19 protein-coding genes are annotated in these 21,932 nt (G+C 73.3%); 7 read left to right on the forward strand and 12 right to left on the reverse strand.

Annotated features, from left to right (window positions below):
• Positions 1-61 precede the first annotated feature (61 nt).
• Entirely contained in the window at positions 62-1,120 is a 1,059-nt protein-coding gene (locus QFZ64_RS08135) for a lytic polysaccharide monooxygenase (RefSeq protein WP_307063828.1), read from the forward strand.
• A 134-nt stretch (positions 1,121-1,254) separates the two neighbouring features.
• Here the strand turns inward: QFZ64_RS08135 and QFZ64_RS08140 are convergent, their stop codons facing one another.
• Positions 1,255-1,701 (reverse strand): MarR family winged helix-turn-helix transcriptional regulator, encoded by a 447-nt coding sequence (locus tag QFZ64_RS08140; RefSeq protein WP_307063830.1) that lies wholly within the window; start codon positions 1,699-1,701, stop codon positions 1,255-1,257.
• A 136-nt stretch (positions 1,702-1,837) separates the two neighbouring features.
• Between QFZ64_RS08140 and QFZ64_RS08145 the strand changes: the two genes are divergently transcribed.
• The gene (locus tag QFZ64_RS08145) at positions 1,838-2,212 is read left to right on the forward strand and encodes a cupin domain-containing protein (RefSeq protein WP_307063832.1); all 375 of its coding nucleotides are present in this window, start codon (positions 1,838-1,840) and stop codon (positions 2,210-2,212) included.
• Positions 2,213-2,221: 9 nt separating this feature from the next.
• Here the strand turns inward: QFZ64_RS08145 and QFZ64_RS08150 are convergent, their stop codons facing one another.
• Together QFZ64_RS08150 and QFZ64_RS08155 are read right to left on the reverse strand one after the other, a co-directional pair.
• On the reverse strand, positions 2,222-3,196 hold the full coding sequence (locus QFZ64_RS08150) for a hypothetical protein (RefSeq protein WP_307063834.1): 975 nt from the start codon (positions 3,194-3,196) through the stop codon (positions 2,222-2,224).
• Entirely contained in the window at positions 3,193-6,825 is a 3,633-nt protein-coding gene (locus tag QFZ64_RS08155; protein WP_307063836.1) for a DNA polymerase III subunit alpha, read from the reverse strand. The genes QFZ64_RS08150 and QFZ64_RS08155 overlap by 4 nt, the downstream gene beginning before the upstream one ends.
• A 299-nt stretch (positions 6,826-7,124) precedes the next feature.
• Here QFZ64_RS08155 and QFZ64_RS08160 point away from each other — a divergent pair, with 299 nt between their 5' ends.
• Complete coding sequence (locus QFZ64_RS08160; protein ID WP_307063838.1) at positions 7,125-7,352, forward strand: hypothetical protein; 228 nt, start codon at positions 7,125-7,127, stop codon at positions 7,350-7,352.
• A gap of 621 nt (positions 7,353-7,973) precedes the next feature.
• Here QFZ64_RS08160 and QFZ64_RS08165 read toward each other — a convergent pair.
• Together QFZ64_RS08165 and QFZ64_RS08170 are read right to left on the reverse strand one after the other, a co-directional pair.
• Positions 7,974-8,297, reverse strand: coding sequence for a hypothetical protein (locus tag QFZ64_RS08165; RefSeq protein ID WP_307063840.1), 324 nt, complete (start codon positions 8,295-8,297; stop codon positions 7,974-7,976).
• A gap of 16 nt (positions 8,298-8,313) precedes the next feature.
• Positions 8,314-9,072, reverse strand: coding sequence for a nuclear transport factor 2 family protein (locus QFZ64_RS08170; RefSeq protein WP_307063842.1), 759 nt, complete (start codon positions 9,070-9,072; stop codon positions 8,314-8,316).
• A 100-nt stretch (positions 9,073-9,172) separates the two neighbouring features.
• On the opposite strand from QFZ64_RS08170, the gene QFZ64_RS08175 reads away from it, so the two are divergent.
• On the forward strand, positions 9,173-10,081 hold the full coding sequence (locus QFZ64_RS08175; RefSeq protein WP_307063843.1) for a helix-turn-helix domain-containing protein: 909 nt from the start codon (positions 9,173-9,175) through the stop codon (positions 10,079-10,081).
• A 264-nt stretch (positions 10,082-10,345) separates the two neighbouring features.
• Here the strand turns inward: QFZ64_RS08175 and QFZ64_RS08180 are convergent, their stop codons facing one another.
• The 4 genes from QFZ64_RS08180 to QFZ64_RS08195 all read right to left on the reverse strand — a co-directional run bounded on the left by QFZ64_RS08180 (position 10,346) and on the right by QFZ64_RS08195 (position 14,838).
• Positions 10,346-11,257 (reverse strand): slipin family protein, encoded by a 912-nt coding sequence (locus QFZ64_RS08180; protein ID WP_307063845.1) that lies wholly within the window; start codon positions 11,255-11,257, stop codon positions 10,346-10,348.
• A gap of 259 nt (positions 11,258-11,516) precedes the next feature.
• A complete protein-coding gene (locus QFZ64_RS08185; RefSeq protein WP_307063847.1) occupies positions 11,517-12,425 on the reverse strand; it encodes a S1 family peptidase in 909 nt (302 codons plus the stop codon).
• Between the two features lie 269 nt (positions 12,426-12,694).
• Positions 12,695-13,480 (reverse strand): DUF1684 domain-containing protein, encoded by a 786-nt coding sequence (locus QFZ64_RS08190; RefSeq protein ID WP_307063848.1) that lies wholly within the window; start codon positions 13,478-13,480, stop codon positions 12,695-12,697.
• 131 nt (positions 13,481-13,611) lie between these two features.
• A complete protein-coding gene (locus tag QFZ64_RS08195; protein WP_307063850.1) occupies positions 13,612-14,838 on the reverse strand; it encodes a DUF5685 family protein in 1,227 nt (408 codons plus the stop codon).
• A gap of 372 nt (positions 14,839-15,210) precedes the next feature.
• Here QFZ64_RS08195 and QFZ64_RS08200 point away from each other — a divergent pair, with 372 nt between their 5' ends.
• Positions 15,211-15,648 (forward strand): cell division protein SepF, encoded by a 438-nt coding sequence (locus QFZ64_RS08200; protein ID WP_307063852.1) that lies wholly within the window; start codon positions 15,211-15,213, stop codon positions 15,646-15,648.
• Between the two features lie 44 nt (positions 15,649-15,692).
• Here QFZ64_RS08200 and QFZ64_RS08205 read toward each other — a convergent pair whose 3' ends face one another.
• Entirely contained in the window at positions 15,693-16,877 is a 1,185-nt protein-coding gene (locus QFZ64_RS08205) for an acyl-CoA dehydrogenase family protein (RefSeq protein ID WP_307063854.1), read from the reverse strand.
• A gap of 286 nt (positions 16,878-17,163) precedes the next feature.
• Positions 17,164-18,783 (reverse strand): MFS transporter, encoded by a 1,620-nt coding sequence (locus tag QFZ64_RS08210; protein WP_307063856.1) that lies wholly within the window; start codon positions 18,781-18,783, stop codon positions 17,164-17,166.
• Between the two features lie 273 nt (positions 18,784-19,056).
• Between QFZ64_RS08210 and QFZ64_RS08215 the strand changes: the two genes are divergently transcribed.
• Both QFZ64_RS08215 and QFZ64_RS08220 read left to right on the forward strand, forming a co-directional pair.
• On the forward strand, positions 19,057-20,214 hold the full coding sequence (locus QFZ64_RS08215) for a hypothetical protein (protein ID WP_307063858.1): 1,158 nt from the start codon (positions 19,057-19,059) through the stop codon (positions 20,212-20,214).
• A gap of 241 nt (positions 20,215-20,455) precedes the next feature.
• Positions 20,456-21,514 carry a phosphatase PAP2 family protein gene (locus QFZ64_RS08220; protein ID WP_307063860.1) on the forward strand — a complete coding sequence of 353 codons (1,059 nt, stop codon included), beginning with the start codon at positions 20,456-20,458 and terminating at the stop codon, positions 21,512-21,514.
• A 36-nt stretch (positions 21,515-21,550) separates the two neighbouring features.
• Here QFZ64_RS08220 and QFZ64_RS08225 read toward each other — a convergent pair whose 3' ends face one another.
• Positions 21,551-21,766: an I78 family peptidase inhibitor gene (locus QFZ64_RS08225; protein WP_307063862.1), complete on the reverse strand. Its 216-nt coding sequence runs from the start codon at positions 21,764-21,766 to the stop codon at positions 21,551-21,553.
• Positions 21,767-21,932: the final 166 nt, after the last annotated feature.

Raw genomic sequence — 21,932 nt, forward strand, 5'->3', positions numbered from 1 at the left:
GTCCCGCGCGGCTAATTTGCTGACCGCACCCGCCGCGCCCAGGACCTCCGAGGAGCCCCCCATGCCCGCACGCCGCCGTCGCCATGCCGCCGTACTCGCCCTCGTCGGCGGCGCCCCCCTCGCTCTGACCGCCCTCGCCGCCACCCCGGCCGCCGCGCACGGCACGATGGGCGACCCGGTCAGCCGGGTGGCCCAGTGCTACGCCGAGGGCCCGGAGTCCCCGAAGTCCGCCGCCTGCAAGGCGGTCGTCGCCGCCGGGGGCACCCAGGCGCTCTACGACTGGAACGGCATCCGCATCGGCGACGCCGCCGGACAGCACCGGACCCTCATCCCCGACGGCAAGCTGTGCAGCGCCGACAACGAGGAGTTCAAGGGCCTGGACCTGGCCCGCACCGACTGGCCCGCCACCTCCGTGAAGAGCGGCGCGTACACCTTCAAGTACCGCGTCACCGCGCCCCACAAGGGCACCTTCAAGGTCTACGTCACCAAGGCCGGTTACGACCCCGCCAAGCCCCTGGCCTGGGAGGACCTGGACCTCGACCACCCCGTGGCGACCTCCACCGACCCGTCCCCCGTCAACGGCTTCTACACCTTCTCCGGCACGCTTCCCCAGCGTTCCGGGAAGCAGTTGCTCTACGCGATCTGGCAGCGCTCGGACAGCCCGGAGGCGTTCTACTCCTGCTCCGACGTCGACTTCGGCGGAGGCAACCGCGGCGCCGGCAACGACAACAGCGACGGGAACGGCGGGTCGAAGGGATCGGCCCCCGCCCCGGCCGCCTCCGCGCCCACCGACCGGCAGATCGCGGCCGGTGCCCACAAGTCGATGATCGAACACCACGGCCACGGCGACAACGACGCCCGCACCTCGGCGGAGCCCCGCCGCGCCGACGCCACGGCCGGCACGGGTACCGGCACCGCGGCGGGCGGCACCGCCGCCGAGGACACCGCGGCCAACCGGCCCGCGGCCGACGGCACCGCCGAGAACCTCGCCGAGACCGGCGCCGACGGACACACGGCGTACGTCGCGATCGGTGGCGCCGCCGCCCTCGCTCTCGGCGCGGCCGCCCTCTTCGCCTCGGTCCGCCGCCGCGCGACCCCCACGGGCCGCCACGGCCGCTGAACGAGCGGCACGAAAGCACGGGGTCCGCCCGGCGGCTCAGGCCGGGCGGACCCCGTACAGATCTCGGGCGCGGTTCCGGACGCGGTTCCGGGCCGGCCGGTCCCTTCGACCGGCCTCGTGACCACCGCCGTACGTCACCAGGTGGGTCGTACCGGCCCGCCGGGCGCCACCGTCAGCAGCGCGGTGCGCAGGGCGCGCGCGCCCTGCTCCCCCAGTAGTTCGGCCCAGGGCCGCACCGCCTCCGCCGCCGCCTCCTCCGCGGCCCGCGCACAGGCCCAGCCGCTTCCGGTCAGCACCACGAGCCGCGCCCGCGCGTCCTGCGGGTGCGGTCGTCGTTCGACGTAGCCCTTGCGCGCCAGTTCGTCGACGAGCTGGCTGGCGGCCTGCTTGGTGACTCCGAGGTGCGCGGCGAGGTCGGTGACCGTCGCCCCGTCCGGGGCGATCCGGCTGAACGCGAACCCGTGGGCGGGCCGCAGTCCTTCGAAGCCCCGGGCGAGCACACCCGCGTGGATGCGCTGGGTGAGATCACCGGCGGCGGCGAGCAGGGCGGCGGACAGGGCCAGGGCCTCGGAGTTCTCCACGGTGGCATTAGAACACCCTTGACGAATCGGTCAAGCTGCTTGACCATAAGGGCAGGGCAGTTGGTCAAGCAGCTTGACCAACTGATCGCCCTCCCCGCTCCCGCCCGCTCCCTCTGTTCACTCACCGGAGGTCCTCATGCCCGTCGTCCGTCAGTCCGAGGCCGTGACCCACGAGATCCACGGCGCACGCTTCGTCTCCCACGCCGCACCGCGCACCGGCAGCAAGGAGCTGTGCGCCTGGCGGGGCGAGATCCCCGCCGGGACGAAGGCACCGACGCACACCGTCGACCGGGAGGAGATCTTCCATCTGCTCGACGGCGAACTGCTCATCACCCTGGACGGACGGACCGAGCGGGTCGTCGCGGGCGACACCGTGATCGTCACCCCGGGTGCGGCCTTCGGCGTCGAGAACCCCACCGACCGCACGGCCGTCTCCTGGGTCACCACCACCATCGGCCTGGAGGCCGAGCTCGCCGACGGCACCCGGCTCACCCCGCCCTGGGCCAACTGAGCCGGGGCCTCACGCCGCCAGCGAGCCCGGTCCGATCGCTCCCGGGCCGAATTTCGCCCGGACCCGGTCCGCGACCTCCTCGACGCGGCGGACCTTCTCGTCCACCGGGTCGAAGGTCAGCTGGTGCGCGGCGCGCTCGGCGGGCGTCAGCCCCTCCGCGCGCAGCGCGAGCCCCCGCACCCGGGCGCGTTGCAGGCCGAGCGCCTCGTACAGGCGGTACGCGGTCCGGGTGAGCGCCGCCGAATGCGCGGTCGGCTCCGTCAGGGCCCGGCTGCGGACGGTCGCGGAGCGGTCGGCGTAGCGGACGGTGAGGGTCAGCGTCCTGCACACCTGTTCGTCGGCGCGCAGCCGGACGCCCAGTTCCTCGGCGGCCGAGAGCAGGGCGCGGCGGTGCCGGCCGGGGTCGATCTCGTCCAGGTCGAAGGGGCGTTCGGTGGCGAGGGAGCGCGAGACCGCGTCGGGGACGACCCGGCCGCGGTCGAGGCCGTTCGCCCGCTCGTACAGCTCCCGCCCGGCCTTCGCGCCGACGAGCCGCTGCAGCGTGGCCGGCGGCGCGGCGGCGACCCTGCCCACGGTGTCGAGCCCGTACTCGCACAGTGTGCGGGCGGTGGCGCCGCCGACACCGGGCAGCGCCCGCACCGGCCGTCCGGCCAGGAACTCCGTCACCGCGCGGGCCGTGTCCGGTACGGCGACGACGGCGCCCGGTGTCGCCTCCCGCAGCGCCATGCGGGCCAGCATCGGCCCGGGCCCGGCGCCGATCGCGCAGTCGACGCCGTGATGCGCGAGCGACCGTACCCGGATCAGCCTGGCCAGCTCGACGGCGTCCCGCCCGAAGTAGCGTTCGGCGCCGCGCAGATCGGCGAGCGCCGTGTCCGGCGGCAGCGCCTCGACGACAGGGGTGAACTCCTCCAGCAGCCCGAGCAGCCCCGGCAGGGCCGCCGCGTCCGCCGGCGGCAGATGGAAACGTACGCAGAGGATGGTCATCCCGCACTCCCCGGACTCTGGTGCCACAGTTTCCTTCCGCCCGGCGGCCCCTCGCCCGCGGGGCGCAGATCGGCCCAGGGGTGCATCTCGTACCCCGTGGACATCCGGATGCGCCGCCCCCGGCCGTCGTCCCCGCCCTGCTCCTCTCCCGCCTCCTCCTGCCCCTCCTGGCCTTCCTGTCCCTCCTGTCCCTTCGCCCGCCTCCGGCGTTCCATCGCGTCCTGCGCGGCGGAGCCGGTCGGGCGCGGCAGTCCGTCGGCCCCGGCGACCGCCTCGGTCCGGACCCGGCCGCCGGTACCGGACCCACCGGTGCCCCCGCCGCCGGTCCCCGTCACCGTCCCCGTCGCCGCCAGCCGGGCCGCCACTCCCTCGAGCCCCTCCCGCCGGCGTATCTCCAGCAGTTCCGCGAGGTTCCAGGCCGCCGCGCCCACCACGCTCAGGCTGCGCGGACCGCGCCGCTGGACCACGCCGCGCACCAGCAGCAGCCAGGAGTGGAAGACGGTGTGGGCGCAGGTGTCGTGGGAGTCGTCGAAGAAGGCCAGGTCGACCAGTCCGGTGCCGTCGTCGAGGGTGGTGAAGACGACCCGGCGGCCGGAGCGGATGGGCGGGGTCTGGGTGGCCGCCTTGGCACCCGCGACCAGCACCGTCTCACCGTGCCGGGCCTCGCGCAGCCGTCGCGCGGACAGCACGCGCAGCTCGTCGAGGAAGGCGCGGTGATCGTCCATCAGGTGGCGCGAGGCGTCCATGGAGAGCACGCCCAGTTCGGCGCTGAGCCGTTCCTCGTCCGACAGGTCGGGCAGCCCGGCGGAGGCGGTGCGCCGGCCCCCGGCCAGCGGGAGCTGCCCGCCGCCCCCGCTCCGGGCGCCCCGGTGCAGTTCGGTCAGGTGCAGTTGGAGGTCGCGCCGGTTGGCGCCGAACGCGTCCAGCGCGCCGACCTGCGCGAGCCGTCCGGCGACCGGTCTGCTGGGCCGGGCGCGTTCCCAGAAGTCGAGCAGGGAGGCGTACGGCTGCCCGACGGCGATCCGTTCGGCCTCGGCCTCGCTGATGCCGTGCACGTCCGAGAGGGCGAGCCGCAGCCCCCAGGCGCCCGCACGCCCCTCACCTTCGGACACCAGTTCGATACGGTGGGCGACTCCGGACCGGTTCACGTCCAGCGGCAGCACCGGCACCCCCCGCCGCCGCGCGTCCGCGAGCAGCAGCCGCTTGGGGTACATCCCGGGGTCGTGGGTGAGCAGCCCGGCGTAGAAGGCGGCGGGGTGGTGGGTCTTCAGCCATGCCGACTGGTACGTGGGCACGGCGAAGGCCACCGCGTGCGCCTTGCAGAAGCCGTAACTGCCGAACGCCTCGACGATCTCCCAGGTGCGCGCGATCGTCTCCGCGTCGTACCCGCGCGCGGCCGCCTGCTGCGCGAACCAGAACCGGATGCGGCCCTGCGCGTCGGGGTCGGACAGCCCGCGCCGCACCCGGTCGGCCTCGTCGAGCCCGCAGCCGGTCAGGATGTGCACGAGGTGGATGATCTGCTCGTGGAAGACGACGACGCCGTACGTCTCCTTCAGCGGTTCCTCCAGGTCGGGGTGCGGGTAGCGGACCGGGGCCCGCCCGTGCCGGGCCTCGATGAACGGCCGCACCATGTCGGCGGCGACCGGGCCGGGCCGGAAGAGCGAGATGTCGACCACCAGGTCGTGGAACGTGGCCGGCTGGAGCCTGCCGACCAGGTCCCGCTGGCCGGGCGACTCGATCTGGAAGCAGCCGAGCGTCTCGGCGGACCGGATCAGCCGGTACGTCGCCGGATCGCCCGGCGGCACCGCGTCCAGGTCGATCCGTTCGCCGCTGGTGCGTTCGATCTCGGTGACCGCGTGCGCCATCGCCGACTGCATCCGCACCCCGAGCACGTCCAGCTTGAGCAGCCCGAGCTCCTCCACGTCGTCCTTGTCGAACTGGGACATCGGCAGCCCCTCGCCGCTGGTCGGCACGACCGGCGTACGGCCGCGCAGGGAAGCGTCGGAGAGCAGCACCCCGCACGGGTGCATGGCGACCCCGCGCGGCAGCGCGTCGAGGGCCTCGACCAGCTCCCAGAGCCTGCCGTACCGCTCCCGCTCGCCCGCGAGCGCACGCAGTTCGGGCAGTTCGTCGAGGGCCGCGCGGGCGTCGCGGGCACGGATGTGCGGGAAGGACTTGGCGATCCGGTCGATCTCGGCGGGGTCCATGGACAGCGCCGCGCCCACGTCGCGGACGGCGTGCCGGACCCGGTACGTCTCCGGCATCGAGACGGTGGCGACCCGCTCGGTGCCGAACCGGCCGATGATCGCGCGGTAGACCTCGATGCGGCGCGCGGACTCCACGTCGATGTCGATGTCGGGCAGCACCGGGCGCCGCTTGGACAGGAAGCGCTCCATCAGCAGCCCGTGCTCGACCGGGTCGGCGTGCGCGATGCCGAGGAGGTGGTTGACCAGGGAGCCGGCGCCGGAGCCGCGCGCGGCGACCCGGATGCCCATGCCGCGCACGTCGTCCACGACCTGGGCGACGGTGAGGAAGTACGAGGCGAAGTCGTGGTGGGCGATGATGTCCAGTTCCTGGTGCATCCGCTCCCAGTACGCGCGCCGCCCGTCGAGGCCGAGCCGGACCATGCCGGCCGCCGCCCGGGAGGCGAGGGTGCGCTGGGCGGTGCGGCGGGCGGCGCCGACGAGGTGGGGCTCGGGGAAGTGGACGGTGCCGATGCCGAGGTCGTCCTCGGGGTCGACCACGCACTCGGCGGCCGTGGCCCGGGTCTGCTCCAGCAGGTGGCGGGCTGTCCCGGGGCGGAAGCCGGCCGCCTCCACGATCCGCTCGGCGGCGTGGGCCATGGCGCCGGTGTCCTTCAGCCAGGCCTCACCGGAGTCCAGCTCCTTGGTGGGGTCGACGGGGACCAGCCGGCGGGCGGCGTCCAGGACGTCGGCGACCGGGCCGAGGCCGGGGTCGGCGTAGCGCACGGCGTTGCTGAGCACGGGCCGTACGCCCTGCTCGGCGGCGAAGCCGACGGTACGGGCGGCCAGCCGCAGGGAGCCGGGCCCGGTGCCGGTGCGGCCGTGCCAGACGGCCTCCAGGCGCAGGGCGGCGCCGTACGCCTCGCGCCAGGGTGCGAGCAGCCGTGCGGCGCGGTCGGGGCGGCCGGTGGCGAGGGCGCGGCCGACGTCGGAGTCGGGGCCGAGCAGCACGGTGAGGCCGTCGCCGTGGTTGGCGTCCCAGGGCAGCAGTGGAGGGCCGTCGCCGGGGGTGCGGCCGGCGTGCGCCGCTGAAACGATTCTGCACAGATCGGCCCAGCCGGTGGCTCCGTCCCGGGCGAGGAAGGTGACACGGGGGGCCGACTCGTCGACGAAGGCGCCGCCGCGCACGGGGGTGCGGCGGCGGTCCCCACCCGGGCGGTCGGGGCGGTACGGGGCGACCGCCAGGTCCACGCCGTACAGCGGGCGGACCCCGGCCTTCGCGCACGCACGGGTGAACCGGACGGCACCGGCGAGGGTGTCCCGGTCGGTGAGCGCGAGGGCGTCCATCCCCCGCTCCCCGGCGCGCCCGGCCAGCCGCTCGGGGTGCGAGGCGCCGTAGCGCAGGGAGAACCCGGAGGCGGTGCGCAGATGCGTGAACGCCGACACGGCACCACACCTCCCACACGCGTCCCGGAGCGCCCCGCGCTCCGCTCGAACATCAGTTCCCTATCCCACCTTACCCTCACCTTCGAACGACTGTACGAAAACCGCGGCCGAGGGCTCACCTGCGGGAAAGCGGGTCGCGGGGGTGCCTTAGGCATACGTTCGAGCGCGGCTGCGGCACCCCGCGAGGGGCGGCCGGGAGCCGCGCTCCGGAGGACCGCATACCCGTCGACGGGGAAGGGGACCGGCCCCTGGCCGCCTCCGTCATGGCGGCACCGGACGATGACGTACAGGAAGGGCGGGTGGTGCTCGGGGGCCGGCACGGACAGCAGGGCGTCCTGGCCGCACTGCTCGTAGTCGACGAGCTCGTCGACGCGGCCGGCGGGGACGGCTTCGCGGATCCGCTCGCCGAAGCGGACGCCCCGGGCGGACACCTCGTCGTGGGTCAGGCCCCGGGCGGAGGTGTGCGGGTTGTGCACCACGTTGCCGGAGCCGAGGACCAGCACACCCGCCTCGCGCAGCGGGCGTAGTCGTCCGGCCGGTTCGCAGTGTCCGCGCGGGGTGAGGTTCTCGTCCAGGGAGAGCCGGACGACGGGGGTATCGGCCTCGGGGTACATGGGGACCGGGAGCGGCCAGGTGCCGCGGTCCCGACCCCACCGCCGGCCGGCGGCCACCGGTTGCGGGCCGAGCAGCTCGGTCACCCGGCGGCACAGCTCCGCCGAGCCCGGCGCGGGGTGTCGCACCTGGTGCGGGGCGGGTGGGAAGCCGCCGAAGTCGCGGATGGTGCGGGGCTGTTCGGCCGCGGTGACGCGGACGCCGGGCACGTACCAGTGGGCGGAGACGGACAGGATCGCGCGCGGACGGGGCACGGACCGGACAGCTCCTCCCGGCCCGAGGTCCGCTCGTTGGGCTCCGGTGCGTTCATAGCGCCGCCGTGCCCGGCGGAGACGGCGGGCACGGCGGCGGGCTCGGTGGTCACCGGTACTCCTCAGCAGTCGGATCGCGGAGGAGGAAGTCCGGTCGCGGACGGCGGCCGCGGGATCTCGCTGGAGGCGGTGGACGCAAGAGGGCACCGGCGCCGGGGACTTCGAGTGCCAAGCGGCGAGCGGCCGGACCGCGGGCGCGATCCGGCCGCTCGCCGTCGCTCTTCCTCAGAGCTCCTCAAGGGTGCCGGTGTCCAGTTCGCCCACCCGGCCGTCGGGAGTCCCGTAGGTCCGGAAGGCGTGGACCGTGTCGCTGTCCGCGTTCACGGCGTGGGTGACGCCCATCCCGGACTTCTCCGTCCAGCCGGCCGGGAACACTCCGGTGGCGGCCTCCGCGGCGTGCGGGCCCACGTCCTCGGCCGTGCCCGTTCCGGGGCCGGCGACGGTCTCGTGGCGCAGTTCGGTGCCGTCGGGTCCGTAGGTGTTGTGGAACACCGTGCCGTTGTCGACTGTGAACCGGAAGGCCTTCCCGGCGCAGGCCGGAGCGCTCACGATGTCCTCCGGCCGGTCAGAACAGCCCGTTGGAGTGCGGCAGTTCGGCCGGAACCGGCGCGATCACGTCCCAGTGCTCGACGATCTTGCCGTCGGCGACGCGGAACAGGTCCCAGTACGCCACCGGCACCCCGAACTCGCCCTCGGACTGCAGCAGCACCAGGTCGCCCTCGGCGACGACCTTGTGCACCGTCCTGTAGACGAGGTTCTTGCCCTGCTCGCCCCACTTCGCGGCGGCGGCGCCGAAGCCGGCCAGGCCGTCGGCGGCCTCCGGGTTGTGCTGGAGATAGGTCCCGGTGGAGATGAAGTCGGTCAGTACCGAGTAGTCGGCACCCTTGAGGACTCTCGTTGCGAACTCCAGGACCAGGGCCCGGTTGGTCTCGGTCCTGTCCAGGTCACGCGGCTCGCTCTGCCCGTCGGTCTGCGAGCGGCCGGAAGCGGTCTTCGCCACGACCGGAGTGAGAGCGTCCCAGTGCTCGGCCAGCTTGCCGTCGGAGTCGACGCGGAACAGGTCGAAGGCCACCAGCGGATCCGGTCCGAAACCGTAGTAGGTGCCGTGCAACGCCACCAGGTCGCCGTCCGCGATCACCCGGGCACCCTCGTAGCGGAAACCGTCGGGCAGACCGGCCACCAGGTCGCGCAAGGCCTCCGGGCCGTCCGCGGCCAGACTGCTGTGCTGGCGGTAGCCGGCCGCCACCCGGCGGTCCACCGCCGAGGGGTCCTTCTTGCCGAACAGCTCATCGGTGGCCTGCAGAACCAGTTCCTTGTTGCCCATGACACGTCCCTTTCGATGCGGAGGCGGAACCGTCCCCGCCCTCCCACTCACACCTTCGGCCAGGCACCGCCGCGCGCGCGAGGTAGGATCCGAAAGCATCATGGTCAAAAGTGAACATCCGACCGGAGAGGCCGGCGTCGCCGAGTACGGTTTCCACAACGCCGACCGCGCCTCACTGGGCATCGAAGTGACCGGCATCAGGCAGTTGGCCAGGAAGCTCTCCCCGCAGTCGCTTCTCGGCGTGCACCGCACCGACTTCCATCAGTTGATCCTGGTCGAGGCCGGGGAAGCGGTCACCATGGTCGATTTCCATGATCACGCCTCGCCCCCGGGCACTCTGCTGCACGTGGCGCCCGGACGGGTACTGCGCCTGCCCCGCCCCCTCCACCCGGACGACCCGGTCCAAGCGGCCATCGTGCTGTTCACCCCCGCCTTCCTGCCGCCCCTGGAGGCCGCCCGCACCCTGCTCACCCCCTTCGACCCCGCCGTCTGGCACCTCGCACCGCACGAGAACGCCCCAGTGACCGCCGCCCTGGGCGAACTCGCCACCGAGTACCGAAGCGCGGTGCGGGAGCCGGGCAGCGCGGCCACCGGGGAACTCCTGCGCCATCTGCTCGCCGCACTCGTCCTGCGCATCGCCAGGCTCCCCACCCCGCACGGGGACCCACCCGGATCCGCCACCACCGCAGGCGACGCCTTCCTGCGCTTCCAGCACGAACTCGAACGATCCTTCGCCACCACCCGCAACGCCGGCGCCTACGCCGCCCGGGTCGGTTACTCCCTGCCCACCCTCAACCGCGCCTGCCAAGCCGCCACCGGCCGCAACGCCAAAGCCCTCATCGACGCCCGCGTCGCCCTGGAAGCCGGCCGCCTCCTGGCCCACACCGACCTGCCCGTCGCCACCATCGGCCGCCGGCTCGGCTTCACCGAACCCACCAACTTCGGCAAGTTCTTCACCCGACAGACCGGCCTGCCCCCCGGCACCTTCCGCACACGCCAGCGCCCCTGACCACCGGCGTGCCGGTCGGCCGCGGCATCCTCGCCCGGCCTGGCTCCTTCGCCCCGCTCACCGGCTCCTGAGTACGCCGTTCCTCGCGCCCCCGACGGGGCGCCCCTTTGAGGGGCGCGGGGGACCGCGCGGGCAACCATGAACCCATCCGAACTCTCCCGTGCCCCGCCCGGAGGGCGCCGGGGTGAAAGGGGCGGAGCCCTTGCAGGGACGGGAAGGGTAGGGGCGGCGGGGGCGAGAACCCCTTCGGCCACCGGCCCCGGTCTATTGCCCCGGCCCCGGCCCCGACGCCGGCCCCGAGGAAGCCACCTCGGCCGACGCCGAAACAGGAGCCGACGCCGGAGCCGAAGCAGGCGCCGGAGCAGGAGCAGGCGCCGGAGCAGGAGCAGGCGCCGGAGCAGGACCCGGCCCCACCCCCTGCTGCGCCTTCTCCAGGAACCGCAACAGCTCCACCGGGAACGGCAGCACCAGCGTGGAGTTCTTCTCCGCCGCCACCGCCACCACCGTCTGCAGGAGCCGCAGCTGCAACGCCGCCGGCTGGTCCGCCATCTGCGCCGCCGCCTCCGCCAGCTTCTTCGACGCCTGCAGCTCCCCGTCCGCGTTGATGACCCGCGCGCGCCGGTCCCGGTCCGCTTCCGCCTGCCGCGCCATCGACCGTTTCATCGTCTCCGGCAGCGAGACGTCCTTGATCTCCACCCGGTCGATCGTGACCCCCCATTCCACCGCCGGGCTGTCGATCATCAGCTCCAGGCCCTGGTTGAGCTTCTCCCGGTTGGAGAGCAGATCGTCGAGCTCACTCTTGCCGATGATCGACCGCAGTGAGGTCTGCGCCATCTGCGAGACCGCGAACCGGTAGTCCTCGACCCGGATGACGGCGTCGGCCGCCGAGGTCACGCGGAAGTACACGACCGCGTCCACCCGCACCGTGACGTTGTCCCGCGTGATCCCCTCCTGTGCGGGGATCGGCATCGTCACGATCTGCATGTTGACCTTGCGGAGCTTGTCCACGAACGGAACGATCATCGTGAACCCGGGCCCGCGCACGTCGGACCGCAGCCGGCCCAGCCGCAGGACCACACCGCGCTCGTACTGTTTGACGACCCGGGCCCCCGCCGTCAGATAGACACCCGAGGCGCAGACGAGCGCCACACCCGCCGTCACCAGTTCCTCGACCATGTCGGCCCCCTCGGGTCCGCAGCGAGAGTGCGCCGCGGGGGCGTGTCGGGGCCGCCCGCCCGCACCTGGTCCTTCCTTCACGGTAGCCCCGGGGCGGACACCGGGGCGAGCCCCCGTGCACGGGCGAGCCCTCGTGCACGGGCGAGCCCTCGTGCGCCGCGGCGGGACACCGCGGCGCACGAGGGCTCTCACACGGCCGGCACGGCAGGGAACCGGGACCCGAGCCGGGATCTGCGCCGGAACCTGGGCCGGAACCCGATCAGTACACGTGGACGCCGTACGCGCTCAGCGCCTCGGTCACCGGCTGGAAGAAGGTCGTACCGCCGGAGCTGCAGTCGCCGCTGCCGCCGGAGGTCAGACCGTAGGCGACGCCGCTGTTGGAGTACAGCGAACCGCCGGAGTCGCCGGGTTCGGCGCAGACCGTGGTCTGGATCAGACCGGAGACGACGTCGCCGCCGCCGTAGTTGACCGTCGTGTTGAGCGCGGTGACCCGGCCGCTGTGGACGCCGGTGGTGGAACCGCGGCGGTAGACGGTGGTGCCGACGGACGGCGTGGCGGCGCTGGTGATGTCCACATTGCCCACCGTGCCCGACTTGCTCACCGAGCTGTTGGTGTAGCGCACGATGCCGTAGTCGTTGCCGGGGAAGCTGGATCCGGCGGTGGTGCCGAGCGTCGTCGAGTGGGAGGAGTTCGACCACCAGGTGCCCGCGCCGTCGGTGCAGTGCCCGGCGGTCAGGAAGTAGTAGTTCCCGCTCGAGTCCTGGACGTTGAAGCCCAGCGAGCAGCGCCAGCCGCTGGCGTAGATGGCGTCGCCGCCACCGATCAGCTTCTTGAACGTGCCGGGGGTGTGCTTGATGGTGAGCGCGCCGGACTCGCTGCCGGCCGCTTGCTCGATCTTGGCTATCTCGGCCTGGGAGACCGTGCTGTCGACGGTGACGACCACGCGGTGGTTCGCCGTGTCGACCGCCCAGGCGGTGCCCGGGACGTCGGCTTCGAGCACCGAACTGCCGGCCCGGTCGAGCTGGGCGGTGCTGAAGGTGGCGGCGGTGTCGGACGCGTTCGCGCTGGGGACCGCGATCGCGGCGGCGGCCACGAGTGTCGAACCGATGGCGATCAGCCGGGTCCGTCTCGACATGCCGCTGCGAGGGGTGGTGCGCTTGATCCTCACTTTTCGTTCCTCCATGGGGGGAAGTCGGGGGCCCGCGTGGGGTCGGGGCCCGGTGAGGCGCAGCCGGGGACCGTCGCGTCCGGGTTACGAACACGCCGTGTCCCTGACAAGCGCTGTGGGGGCAGTATTCGGTCACCCGGCCGATGGATGCAAGGGGGCCTTTCGGCCGTGCATGCGAACGGTCGGTACATGTGCGGATACGGACGGGAAGACGTGCGGCTTCTGTCGCGAACCCGTGTGGGACGTGTGCGGGATGACGATGCGTCGGGTCAGCGCAGGCCGCGCTCCCCCGCCGCGACCGCGACGTCCAGCGTATTGCCCGGCGGCGGGAGGGGACAGAGGAAATGGGAGCAAAAGGCGCACGGGGGGAGGTACGCGCGGTTGAAGTCCACCGTCGCGCTCCCCTGCTCGTCGGGCGCCGGCGCGTCCAGGAGACGGAAGCGGTAACTGCCGCCGTCCGCGCCGGTGATGTCGGTGAAGACGGCCCGCAGCGAGCCGTCGTCCCGGACCGACACCTGCAGGGTGAGATCCTGCCCGTCGAGCGTGAAGGCGAGCACTCCGCCGAGCCCGAGCCCCCGGTAGCGGCCGTCGGCGTTCTCCACGCGCACGGTCCGGGGGGCGCCGTACGGGGTGAAGTGGCCCGGCACCGTCCAGCGCGGGTCGTACGGCGTGGCCTCGATGCCGCGGAACTCCCGGCGGGCGGGGGCGGCCGGGTCGTAGACGCGAACGCCCCAGACGTCCTCGCGGACCAGGACGACCAGGCGCCGCTCGCCGTGGGCCACCCTGGCCGCGCCCACCGGTCCGGGGTCGGCGGCCAGGCGGATGCGGCCGGTGGCGGGCTTCCCGTCGACCGTGAGCCCGTCCCCCTCGCGCGCGGCGAGGACCACCGCGTCCTCCTCGGCCGCCCACCGGCCGGGGGTGTCCGGAATTCGACCGTCCGGGAGGTCCTCGATCCAGTGGGTGCCGGTCAGGGCGAGGTGTCCGTAGGGGGCCGAGACCGTCCCCAGACGGCTTTCCTGCCACTGCTTCCACGCGTCGGGTGCGTCCGTCGTCATGCGGCCAACCCTTTCATATGCGCCCCTTCCTGACAGAGCGCACATTTTCCAGGTTTCCGGATTTTCGGTCTTCCGGGTCGAATCCGGCGGCACCGGCTACCGCGACAGCCGGAGTTCGAACGGCCGCACCCTCAGCAGTCGCAGCAGGAGCCGCACTCACAGCACTCGCAACAGCTGAAGGCCTCGCAGCAGCCCCAGTCGCAGTCGCAGTCACAGTTGCTCAGGCACCCCTCGCGCTTCTTCCGCGACCAGGGCCCCTCGTACTCGTCGGCACAGCACACCTGGCAGGTGCAGCACAGCCCCGTGGCGACCGCACACCCGCCCAGCCAGCCCCGCTTCTCCGGCGGCCGCGGCGGCTCGAACGGCGGCCGCGGCGGACCGAAGGGCGACTGCGGCGGACCGAAGGGCGACTGCGGCGACCGCGGCGGACCGAAGGCACCCAGCGCCGGGCCGCCCTGCACGGCGTGCCCGCCCTGCCCGGCGTGCCCACCGTGCCCGCACGCCTCCGTCCCGAACGCCCGGTCCACCGAGCGCGGCAGTTCGTGCACGAGCAGCAGGTGCGCCAGCGCCGGATCGGTGAACTCCACCTCGTGCAGCGCCAGCCGGATCCCGTGCAGCGCGTCGTCGGCGAGCCGTCGCGCCTCGGCGGCCGGGGTGCCGGTCGCGGTGAGCGGGTTCCACGCGCCGGTGGCGGCGTCCTCGACCTGGTCCTCGACCGCGTCCAGCAGATGCGCGAGCCGCCCGAAGAGCCGTCCGGCCTCGGCGAGCGGTGCGGCGTTGGCCGGGCGCCCGGCGAGCAGCGCGGTGTGCGCGAACGCGGCCGCGGTGGCCGTCTCGGTGGGTTCGGTGACGGTGAGCAGGGAAGTGCCGATCCCGGCGAGCGCCTCGACGCCCGCCTGCCGCTCCACCGCGTCGACGAGCAGCGCGGTGTCGAACCCGACGTCCTGTCCGCCGCGGGCGCCCGCGCGCCCCCAGCTCGCGGCGACCCGGCGGGCGGCGAGGGCCACCGGCCGACGGGCCAGCAGCCCGTCCCCGTCGGCGATGTGGTCGCGCACCTTGGCGGAGGCGAGCACCAGCGAGACCGCGGCGGCGAGCCGGGCGCCCTCGCCCCGGGCGACGGACGCGGTCCGCATGCCGCGCAGCGGGCAGGGCCCCGCGAGGCGCCTGGCTCCGTCGGCGGACGCGGACTGAGCTTCCGTCAACACCGATATGAGGAGACCGTCATAATTTGTCGCGACCCTCGCGAATTGTCCGTGGTCTTGGCGCAGCGCCAGGCACAGCCCGCACAAGTGGGCCGTCCACTGATTTCTGAGCCCCTCGCTGAGCCGGTGCCGACAAGGGCGAACGATTCCGAACACGACACTTCCCCCGGTGGTGTGCACGATGTGGAGCGGATACCGAAAAAACGACGTTGAGCTGCGGCATCGTACCGACTCAAAGCCTCTTGCGATCCCGCTGCGGACCGGTTCGGCGCCCTCTCACGGACCCCTTCCGGGTTCACTCGTCCGTATCAGCCGTCACCCGCTCGCCGTGAAGAATCATATTTCACTCCCAGTCAGCACCCGTTTGTGTCGCGACCCTTGGGAAACGTGGGCTCTCGACGAACGCGCTCTGCACCAGTACCGTCACGAAACCCCCGCGCGGCGTCTATCCCCTTGGCGCTCCCTCCGCATCATGGACGACCATGGGGATGCGGAAGGCAGGCAGGACCGCTGAGAAAGGAGGCGTCCATGGGATCGGTACGCAAGGCGAGTGCCTGGCTTGGCCTCGTCGACGACAACGATGACGAGCGTTACTACGACGACGACTACGCCGAGAGTCAGGAGACCGGCGATGTCTGGGTCACCGACCCCCGGGTGAAGGTGGCCTCCGAGGCAGCCGAGGGCAGGAGCCGCCGGATCGCCACGGTCACCCCGGACAGCTTCCGGGACGCCCGGGCGATCGGCGAGCTGTTCCGGGACGGCGTCCCGGTCATCATGAACCTCACGGGCATGGAGCCCACCGACGCCAAGCGCGTGGTGGACTTCGCGGCCGGGCTCATCTTCGGCCTGCGCGGCTCCATCGACCGCGTCTCCACCCGTGTCTTCCTGCTGACCCCGGCGGACACGGAGATCGTCAGCGGTGAGGCGATGAGAGGGCCGTCCGACGGCTTCTTCAACCAGAGCTGAGGCAGGGCCGCTCACCGGCGCCCCGCGCCCTTCCGGTGTTCAGGTCACCGGAAAGCGTCGAGACCGGTGAGCGCCTTGCCCAGCACGAGCTGGTGCATCTCGACGGTGCCCTCGTAGGTGAGCACCGATTCGAGGTTGGTGGCGTGCCGCATCACGGGGTACTCCAGGGAGATCCCGTTGGCGCCCAGGATCGTCCGGGCGGTGCGGCAGATCTCGATGGCCTCGCGCACGTTGTTGAGCTTGCCGAAACTGACCTGCTCGGGACGCAGGCGGCCGGCGTCCAGCCGCCGCCCCAGATGGTGGGCGAGCAGAATCCCCTTGTGCAGTTCGACCGCCATGTCGGCGAGCTTGGCCTGGGTGAGCTGGAAGCTCCCGATGGGCCGCCCGAACTGCTCCCGCGTCCTCGCGTACTCCACGGCCGACTCGAAACAGGAGCGCGCCGCGCCCATCGCGCCCCAGACGATCCCGTAACGAGCGTGCGACAGACAGCTCAGGGGGCCGCGCAGCCCGGTCGCCTCCGGCAGTACGGCGTCGGCGGGCAGCCGTACGTCGTCCAGGACGAGTTCACTGGTGACGGAGGCCCGCAGCGACCACTTGTGCTTGATCTCGGGGGCCGAGAAGCCGGGGGTGCCGGCCGGGACGAGGAAGCCGCGGATGCCGTCCTCCGTCTGCGCCCAGACGACGGCGACCCCGGCGACCGAGCCGTTGGTGATCCACATCTTGCGGCCGTTCAGGACCCAGTCGGTGCCGTCCTCGCGGGCATGGGTGCGCATGGCGGCGGGGTCGGAACCGTGGTCGGGCTCGGTGAGCCCGAAGCAGCCGATGACCTCGCCGGCGGCCATACGGGGCAGCCAGTGCTGTTTCTGCTCCTCGGAGCCGAAGCGGTGGATCGCGTACATGGCGAGGGAGCCCTGGACGGAGACGAGGGAGCGGATGCCGGAGTCGGCGGCCTCCAGCTCCAGGCAGGCGAGGCCGTACTGGACGGCGCTCGCGCCGGCGCAGCCGTGGCCGGTGAGCGACATGCCGAGCGCGCCGAGGGCGCCGAGTTCCCGGGCGAGGTCCCGGATGCCGGGGAGCTCGCCGTTCTCGTACCACTCGGCGATGTGCGGGGTGACGCGGCGGGCGGCCCAGTCCCGGACGGTCGCGCGGACGGCGAGGTCCTCGTCGGAGAGGAGGTCGTCGAGACCGAGGGGGTCGGCGGGGTCGAAGGCGGGGGGCTTGGCGGACACGGGGCACCTCCGGCGGCGAAAACTAGCGGCGCTAGGAACGGGTAGGGCACGTTAACACCAAGGGCTGCGCGAGCGTTTTCCTCGCCCCCGCCGCCCCGCCCTTCCCCTCTCTCCGGGGGGCTCCGCCCCCGGACCCCGAGAAGATCGCGCCCGCGCGGCGGAGCCGCATGTCGACACAGCCCCGCGCCCCTGATCGGGGCGCGGCTCCGTCCTCAGGGGCGCGGGGAACTGCGCGAGCGACCACCCACCCGCCCGCACATCCGGGGTCAAAGGGGCAGCGCCCCCCCTAGGCCGACACCCTCGACCCCTCCGCCTCCCGCGGCGCCGGCACCGCCCCCGGCGTCGGGTCCACCCCGGGCGCCGGATCCGCACACTGCATCACCCTCGGCAACCGCAGCGCCATCACCGCCCCCGCCAGCAACAGCCCCGCACTCACCAGCAACGTCACATGCAGCCCCTCCACGAACGAGTGACGCGCGGCCTGCCGCAGCATCTCCCCCCGCTCGCCCCCGAGCCGCCCGGCCACCGCATACGCCTCCCCCAGCGAATGCCCTGCCGCCGCCGACGCCCACGTCGGCACCCCCGGCACCGACGCCAGCCCCGGCGCGTACGCCGCGTTCATCACGCTCCCCAGCAGCGCGATCCCGATGCCCGCACCGAGCTGGTACGACGTCTCGCCGATCGCCGCCGCGCCCCCCGCCTGGTTCGCCGGCGCCTCGCTCAGCATCGACTCGTACGCCCCGAACAGCGTCGTCTCCAGGCCGAAGCCGAGCAGCAGGAAGGCACCGAGCAGCAGCCCGGGCTCGTCGTGGGCGCCCATCGCGGTCAGGGTGAGCACCGCCCCGGCGGTGAGGAGGAAGCCGGCGGCCACCGTGCGCCTGGGCCCGAAGCGGTGCAGCAGCCGGGAGCCCAGCAGCCCCGCCGCCATCGCGGCGAAGGTGAGCGGCAGCAGCCGCAGCCCGGTCTGCAGCGGCGAGAGGCCCAGCACGAGCTGGAGATACTGTGCCGCGATCAGCTCCAGGCCGACCAGCGCGAGCATCGCCAGCACGATACAGCCCACCGACGTGCTGAACGTCGTACGGGCGAACATGCCGAGGTCGACCAGCGGATGCGTCCGGCTCCGCTGCCGTCGTACGAACAGCACCAGCAGCAGCGCACCGGCCAGCAGCGGCACCAGGGTGAGCGGGGACAGCGGGGCCTCCCCGCCGCCGAGCCGCTTCACCCCGAACACGGTGCCGAACAGGCCGACGGCGGCCATGCACGCGCCGCCCACGTCCCAGGGCCCGTCGCCCCCGCCGCGCGACTCGGGCAGCAGCGCCCGGCCCACCGGCAGGCTGACCAGCATCAGCGGGATGTTGACCAGGAAGACCGAGCCCCACCAGAAGTGCTCCAGCAGGAAGCCGCCGAGCAGCGGCCCGACGGCCGCGCCGACCGCCGCGACCGCGCTCCACACGCCTATCGCCAGCGCTCGTTCCCGCCGGTCGGGGAAGACCTGGCGGAGCAGGGAGAGCGTGGCCGGCATGATCATGGCGCCGCCGACACCGAGCAGGGCGCGCGCGCCGATGAGGACGTGGGCGTTGCCGGCGAAGGCCGCGATCGCCGAGGCGAGGCCGAACAGGGCGTAGCCGAGGAGCAGGACGCGTCTGCGGCCGATCCGGTCGCCCAGCGTGCCGAAGAGGATCAGCAGCGAGGCGCAGACCAGCGGGTAGACGTCGACGATCCAGAGCAGTTCGATCGCGCCGGGCTGAAGGTCCTCGGTGACGGCCGGTACCGCGACGTGCAGCACGGTGGCGTCGACGGCGACGAGCAGCAGGCTGACGCAGAGGACGACGAGGACGATCCAGCGGTTGGCACCTGCCCCGGGCTCCCGACGGCATCGCGCGGCGGCCGTGGTCGTCCCGGACATGTACGTACCTCCCAGATGGTTCCTCGCATCGGCGGATCCACGGGGTGGGGACGTCCCCGCGGGGCTGCGGCCCGCGGAAGTGGTGCTCCGCAGGGCCCACGCAACGATGCGAGTGAGCCGCCAGAGTACGCGAGTTCCGACCGGTGGCCAGTGGCGGACCCCTCACGTTCGCGGGTGACAGGTGTGGTGTGCACCACGCTCCCGCGGACCTGCGGAGGCCGATGGGGACCGGCGGGGACCGGCGGACTCCGGTCGGCGTCGATAATCGAGCGCGTGACCGATCTTGCTCTGCGTACGGCGCCCGCCCGCACCGACGGGCGGCTTCCCGCCCTGCTCGGGTACGCCGCCGTGCGCGCCCTCGGGCTGCTGGCGCTCGCGCTGGTGAGCGCCGCGCGTGGCGCGGACCCGCGCACGCTGCTGTCCGCGCGCTGGGACTCGCTCTGGTACACCCGGGTGGCGGAGCTCGGTTACGGCTACCAGGTGCGGCTGCCGAACGGCGACGTCCACTCCAATCTCGCGTTCTTCCCGCTGCTGCCCTGGCTGGAACGGCTCGGCACGGCCCTGACCCCCCTGTCGTACGCCGACACGGGTCTGCTGGTGAGCGCGTCGGCCTCGCTCGCCGCGGCCGCCGGGATCCACGCCGTGACGGCACGGGTGTACGGCGGCCGGGCGGCCCTGTACGCGGTGCTGCTGTGGGCGGTGCTGCCGGTGGGGATCGTGCAGTCGATGGCGTACAGCGAGTCGCTGTTCACCGCGCTGGCCGCCTGGTCGCTGTACGCCGTGCTGACCGGCCGCTGGGCCGGCGCGGGCGCCCTGGCCCTGCTCGCGGGGCTGACCCGGCCGGTGGGGCTGGCGGTGGTGGCCGCGGTGTGGGCGGCGGCGGTCCGGGCGCTCGTGCGGGAGCGGCGTACGGGCGGGGCAGGCGCCCGCGCGGGGGCGGCCCGGCTGCTCGGCGTGGTGCTCGCACCGCTGGGGACCGCCGGTTACGTCCTGTGGGTCGGGCACCGCACGGGCGGCGGGCCGTTCGGCTACCTCGACGTCCAGGCGGGCTGGCGCAACGGCTTCGACGGCGGGTACGCCTTCGCGCGCTTCGTCGGCGGGAAGTTCTCGTCGTTCCCGTCGGCCCTGGCCGGGGTGGGCCTGCTCGCCGGGGTGGGCCTGGTGGTGTGGCTGTACGTGACGTGCGTACGGCAGCGCCAGCCGCTGCCGCTGCTGGTCTACGCGGGTGCGGTGAGCGCGCTGGCGCTGTGCGCGTCGAGCTACTTCGGTTCCAAGCCCCGGCTGCTGCTGCCCGCCTTCCCGCTGCTGCTGCCGCTCGCGCGGGCCCTGGCCGGGTGGCGTCCGTACCGGGCGGCGGCACTCGTGGGGGTCGTCGCGGTGGCGTCCGCCCTCTACGGCGCGGTGTGGCTGAACGGATCCGGGCCGCCCTGAGCGCCGCCCGGACGGCTCAATGAGCGCTGGGAGAATTCCGGTCGATGACGCGATGAACGAATTGAATACGGGTGCATAACCGGAACGCCCGATGATCAAAGGAAATGCAGGGGGGATCGGCCTTCCGATCAGGAATTACACAGAAAATAAGCCTCCGCTGAGAGGAATCCCACATCACATCGTCATCACAAACCCGGTGATAGTGCGAGGGCGACAGCTCACTCGCTGTAACGTCGATTGAGTGCGTACCGAAGCAATGCTGACCCGTCTGAACGGGCTGTTCGCGCGGCTCGACCGTGAGCCGGAACGACCGGCCCACATCGACGTGCCCAGGATGAGCCGGCACCGCCTGGTCCTCCTCGCCGCGACGCTCGCCTTCTACGGCGCGATCGTGTGGGCCGTGGTCATCACTTCCTGGCTGGTGCGGCTCGACTGGCAGGTCATGTTCTTCCGGCCGTACCAGCAGTGGCCCGAGATCCACGCGTTCCTGGACTACTACGTGGTACTGGGCCAGCGCGGACCCACGGCGGTGATGGTGGCGTCCTGGCTGGGCTGGCGCTCCTGGCGGCAGCACACCCTGCGCCCGCTGCTGACGCTGGGCGCGGCGCTGCTGCTGCTGAACGCCACGGTGGGGGCCGCCAAATACGGCATGGGGCGCCTCGGACCGCACTACGCGACCCAGATCGGCTCCAACGAGATGTGGCGCGGCGGCGACATATTTCCCTCCGGGCACACCGCCAACGCCGTGGTGACCTGGGGCATCCTCGCCTATCTGGCCTCCACCCCGCGGACCCGGCGCTGGCTGTCGGCGCTGTCGGCGGTGACCTCGCTCGGGGTCGGCATGACCACGGTCTACCTCGGTACGCACTGGCTGAGCGACGTGGTGCTGGGCTGGACGGCGGGGCTGCTCGTCCTGCTGGGGCTGCCGTGGTGCGAGCCGCTGATCGCCCGCGCCGAGGTGGCGATCCTGGACCTGCGGGACCGCGTGCGCGACCGGCTCACGACGCCCGCACCCGCCCCCTCGCCCGTCGCGGCCCCTTCTCCGGCCCCGGCCGCGTCCCCCGCCCCGGTGGCCGCGTCGACACCGCGGGCGGCCCGTTCTGCCGAGGAGGCGGACTCCCCGGCACGGGAGGCCGCCGGCCCGCGGGCGACGCGTTCGCCGGTGTACCTGGCGCCCGGGCCGCACACCGCCCGCTCCGAGCGCACGCCGGTCACTCCGGCCGGCAGCCGACGCCCGCCGCACCCGGACCGCACACCGCGCGCCGCCGCGGGCTCCGCCCGCCCGTTCGGCGGCGGCTGACGGGGCGACGGCCGGCGGGGGCTCCCGGCGGAGGGCTCAGCCCTTCCAGCAGCGCGTCACGTGGCCGTCCGTCACCTCGAAGTTCAGGCGTCCGACGCGGTACTCCATGGTGATGACCGTGCCCGGGGCCAGGGACCGCACGGTGGTCCAGCCTCGTTCCCGGGCCAGCCGCTCGGCCTCCGCGGCCTCGTGACCGACGTATGCCTCCGGGGTGTCGTCCGGCTCCTGGGGCGGGGTGGGAAGAGATGCCATGCCGCCACGGTAGGCGCCGCGGCGGGCCCGCGGAAGCGGAGACCGGGGCCCTGCGTCCGCACGGGCCGGACGGAACCGGGCGGGGCCCGACAGGGCCCGGACGGTCCGTACGTTCCCTGCCGGTCACGCTTCTGTCACAGGACAACGACACACGTTTCGGCGTAAT

Source organism: Streptomyces sp. B3I8, assembly GCF_030816915.1.
Classification (GTDB): domain Bacteria; phylum Actinomycetota; class Actinomycetes; order Streptomycetales; family Streptomycetaceae; genus Streptomyces.

Coding starts and splice junctions, on each gene's coding strand:
- QFZ64_RS08135 (WP_307063828.1), top strand. CDS start 62: ATGCCCGCACGCCGCCGTCGCCATGCCGCCGTACTCGCCCTCGTCGGC.
- QFZ64_RS08145 (WP_307063832.1), top strand. CDS start 1,838: ATGCCCGTCGTCCGTCAGTCCGAGGCCGTGACCCACGAGATCCACGGC.
- QFZ64_RS08150 (WP_307063834.1), bottom strand. CDS start 3,196: ATGACCATCCTCTGCGTACGTTTCCATCTGCCGCCGGCGGACGCGGCG.
- QFZ64_RS08170 (WP_307063842.1), bottom strand. CDS start 9,072: ATGGGCAACAAGGAACTGGTTCTGCAGGCCACCGATGAGCTGTTCGGC.
- QFZ64_RS08175 (WP_307063843.1), top strand. CDS start 9,173: ATGGTCAAAAGTGAACATCCGACCGGAGAGGCCGGCGTCGCCGAGTAC.
- QFZ64_RS08180 (WP_307063845.1), bottom strand. CDS start 11,257: ATGGTCGAGGAACTGGTGACGGCGGGTGTGGCGCTCGTCTGCGCCTCG.
- QFZ64_RS08190 (WP_307063848.1), bottom strand. CDS start 13,480: ATGACGACGGACGCACCCGACGCGTGGAAGCAGTGGCAGGAAAGCCGT.
- QFZ64_RS08200 (WP_307063852.1), top strand. CDS start 15,211: ATGGGATCGGTACGCAAGGCGAGTGCCTGGCTTGGCCTCGTCGACGAC.
- QFZ64_RS08210 (WP_307063856.1), bottom strand. CDS start 18,783: ATGTCCGGGACGACCACGGCCGCCGCGCGATGCCGTCGGGAGCCCGGG.
- QFZ64_RS08225 (WP_307063862.1), bottom strand. CDS start 21,766: ATGGCATCTCTTCCCACCCCGCCCCAGGAGCCGGACGACACCCCGGAG.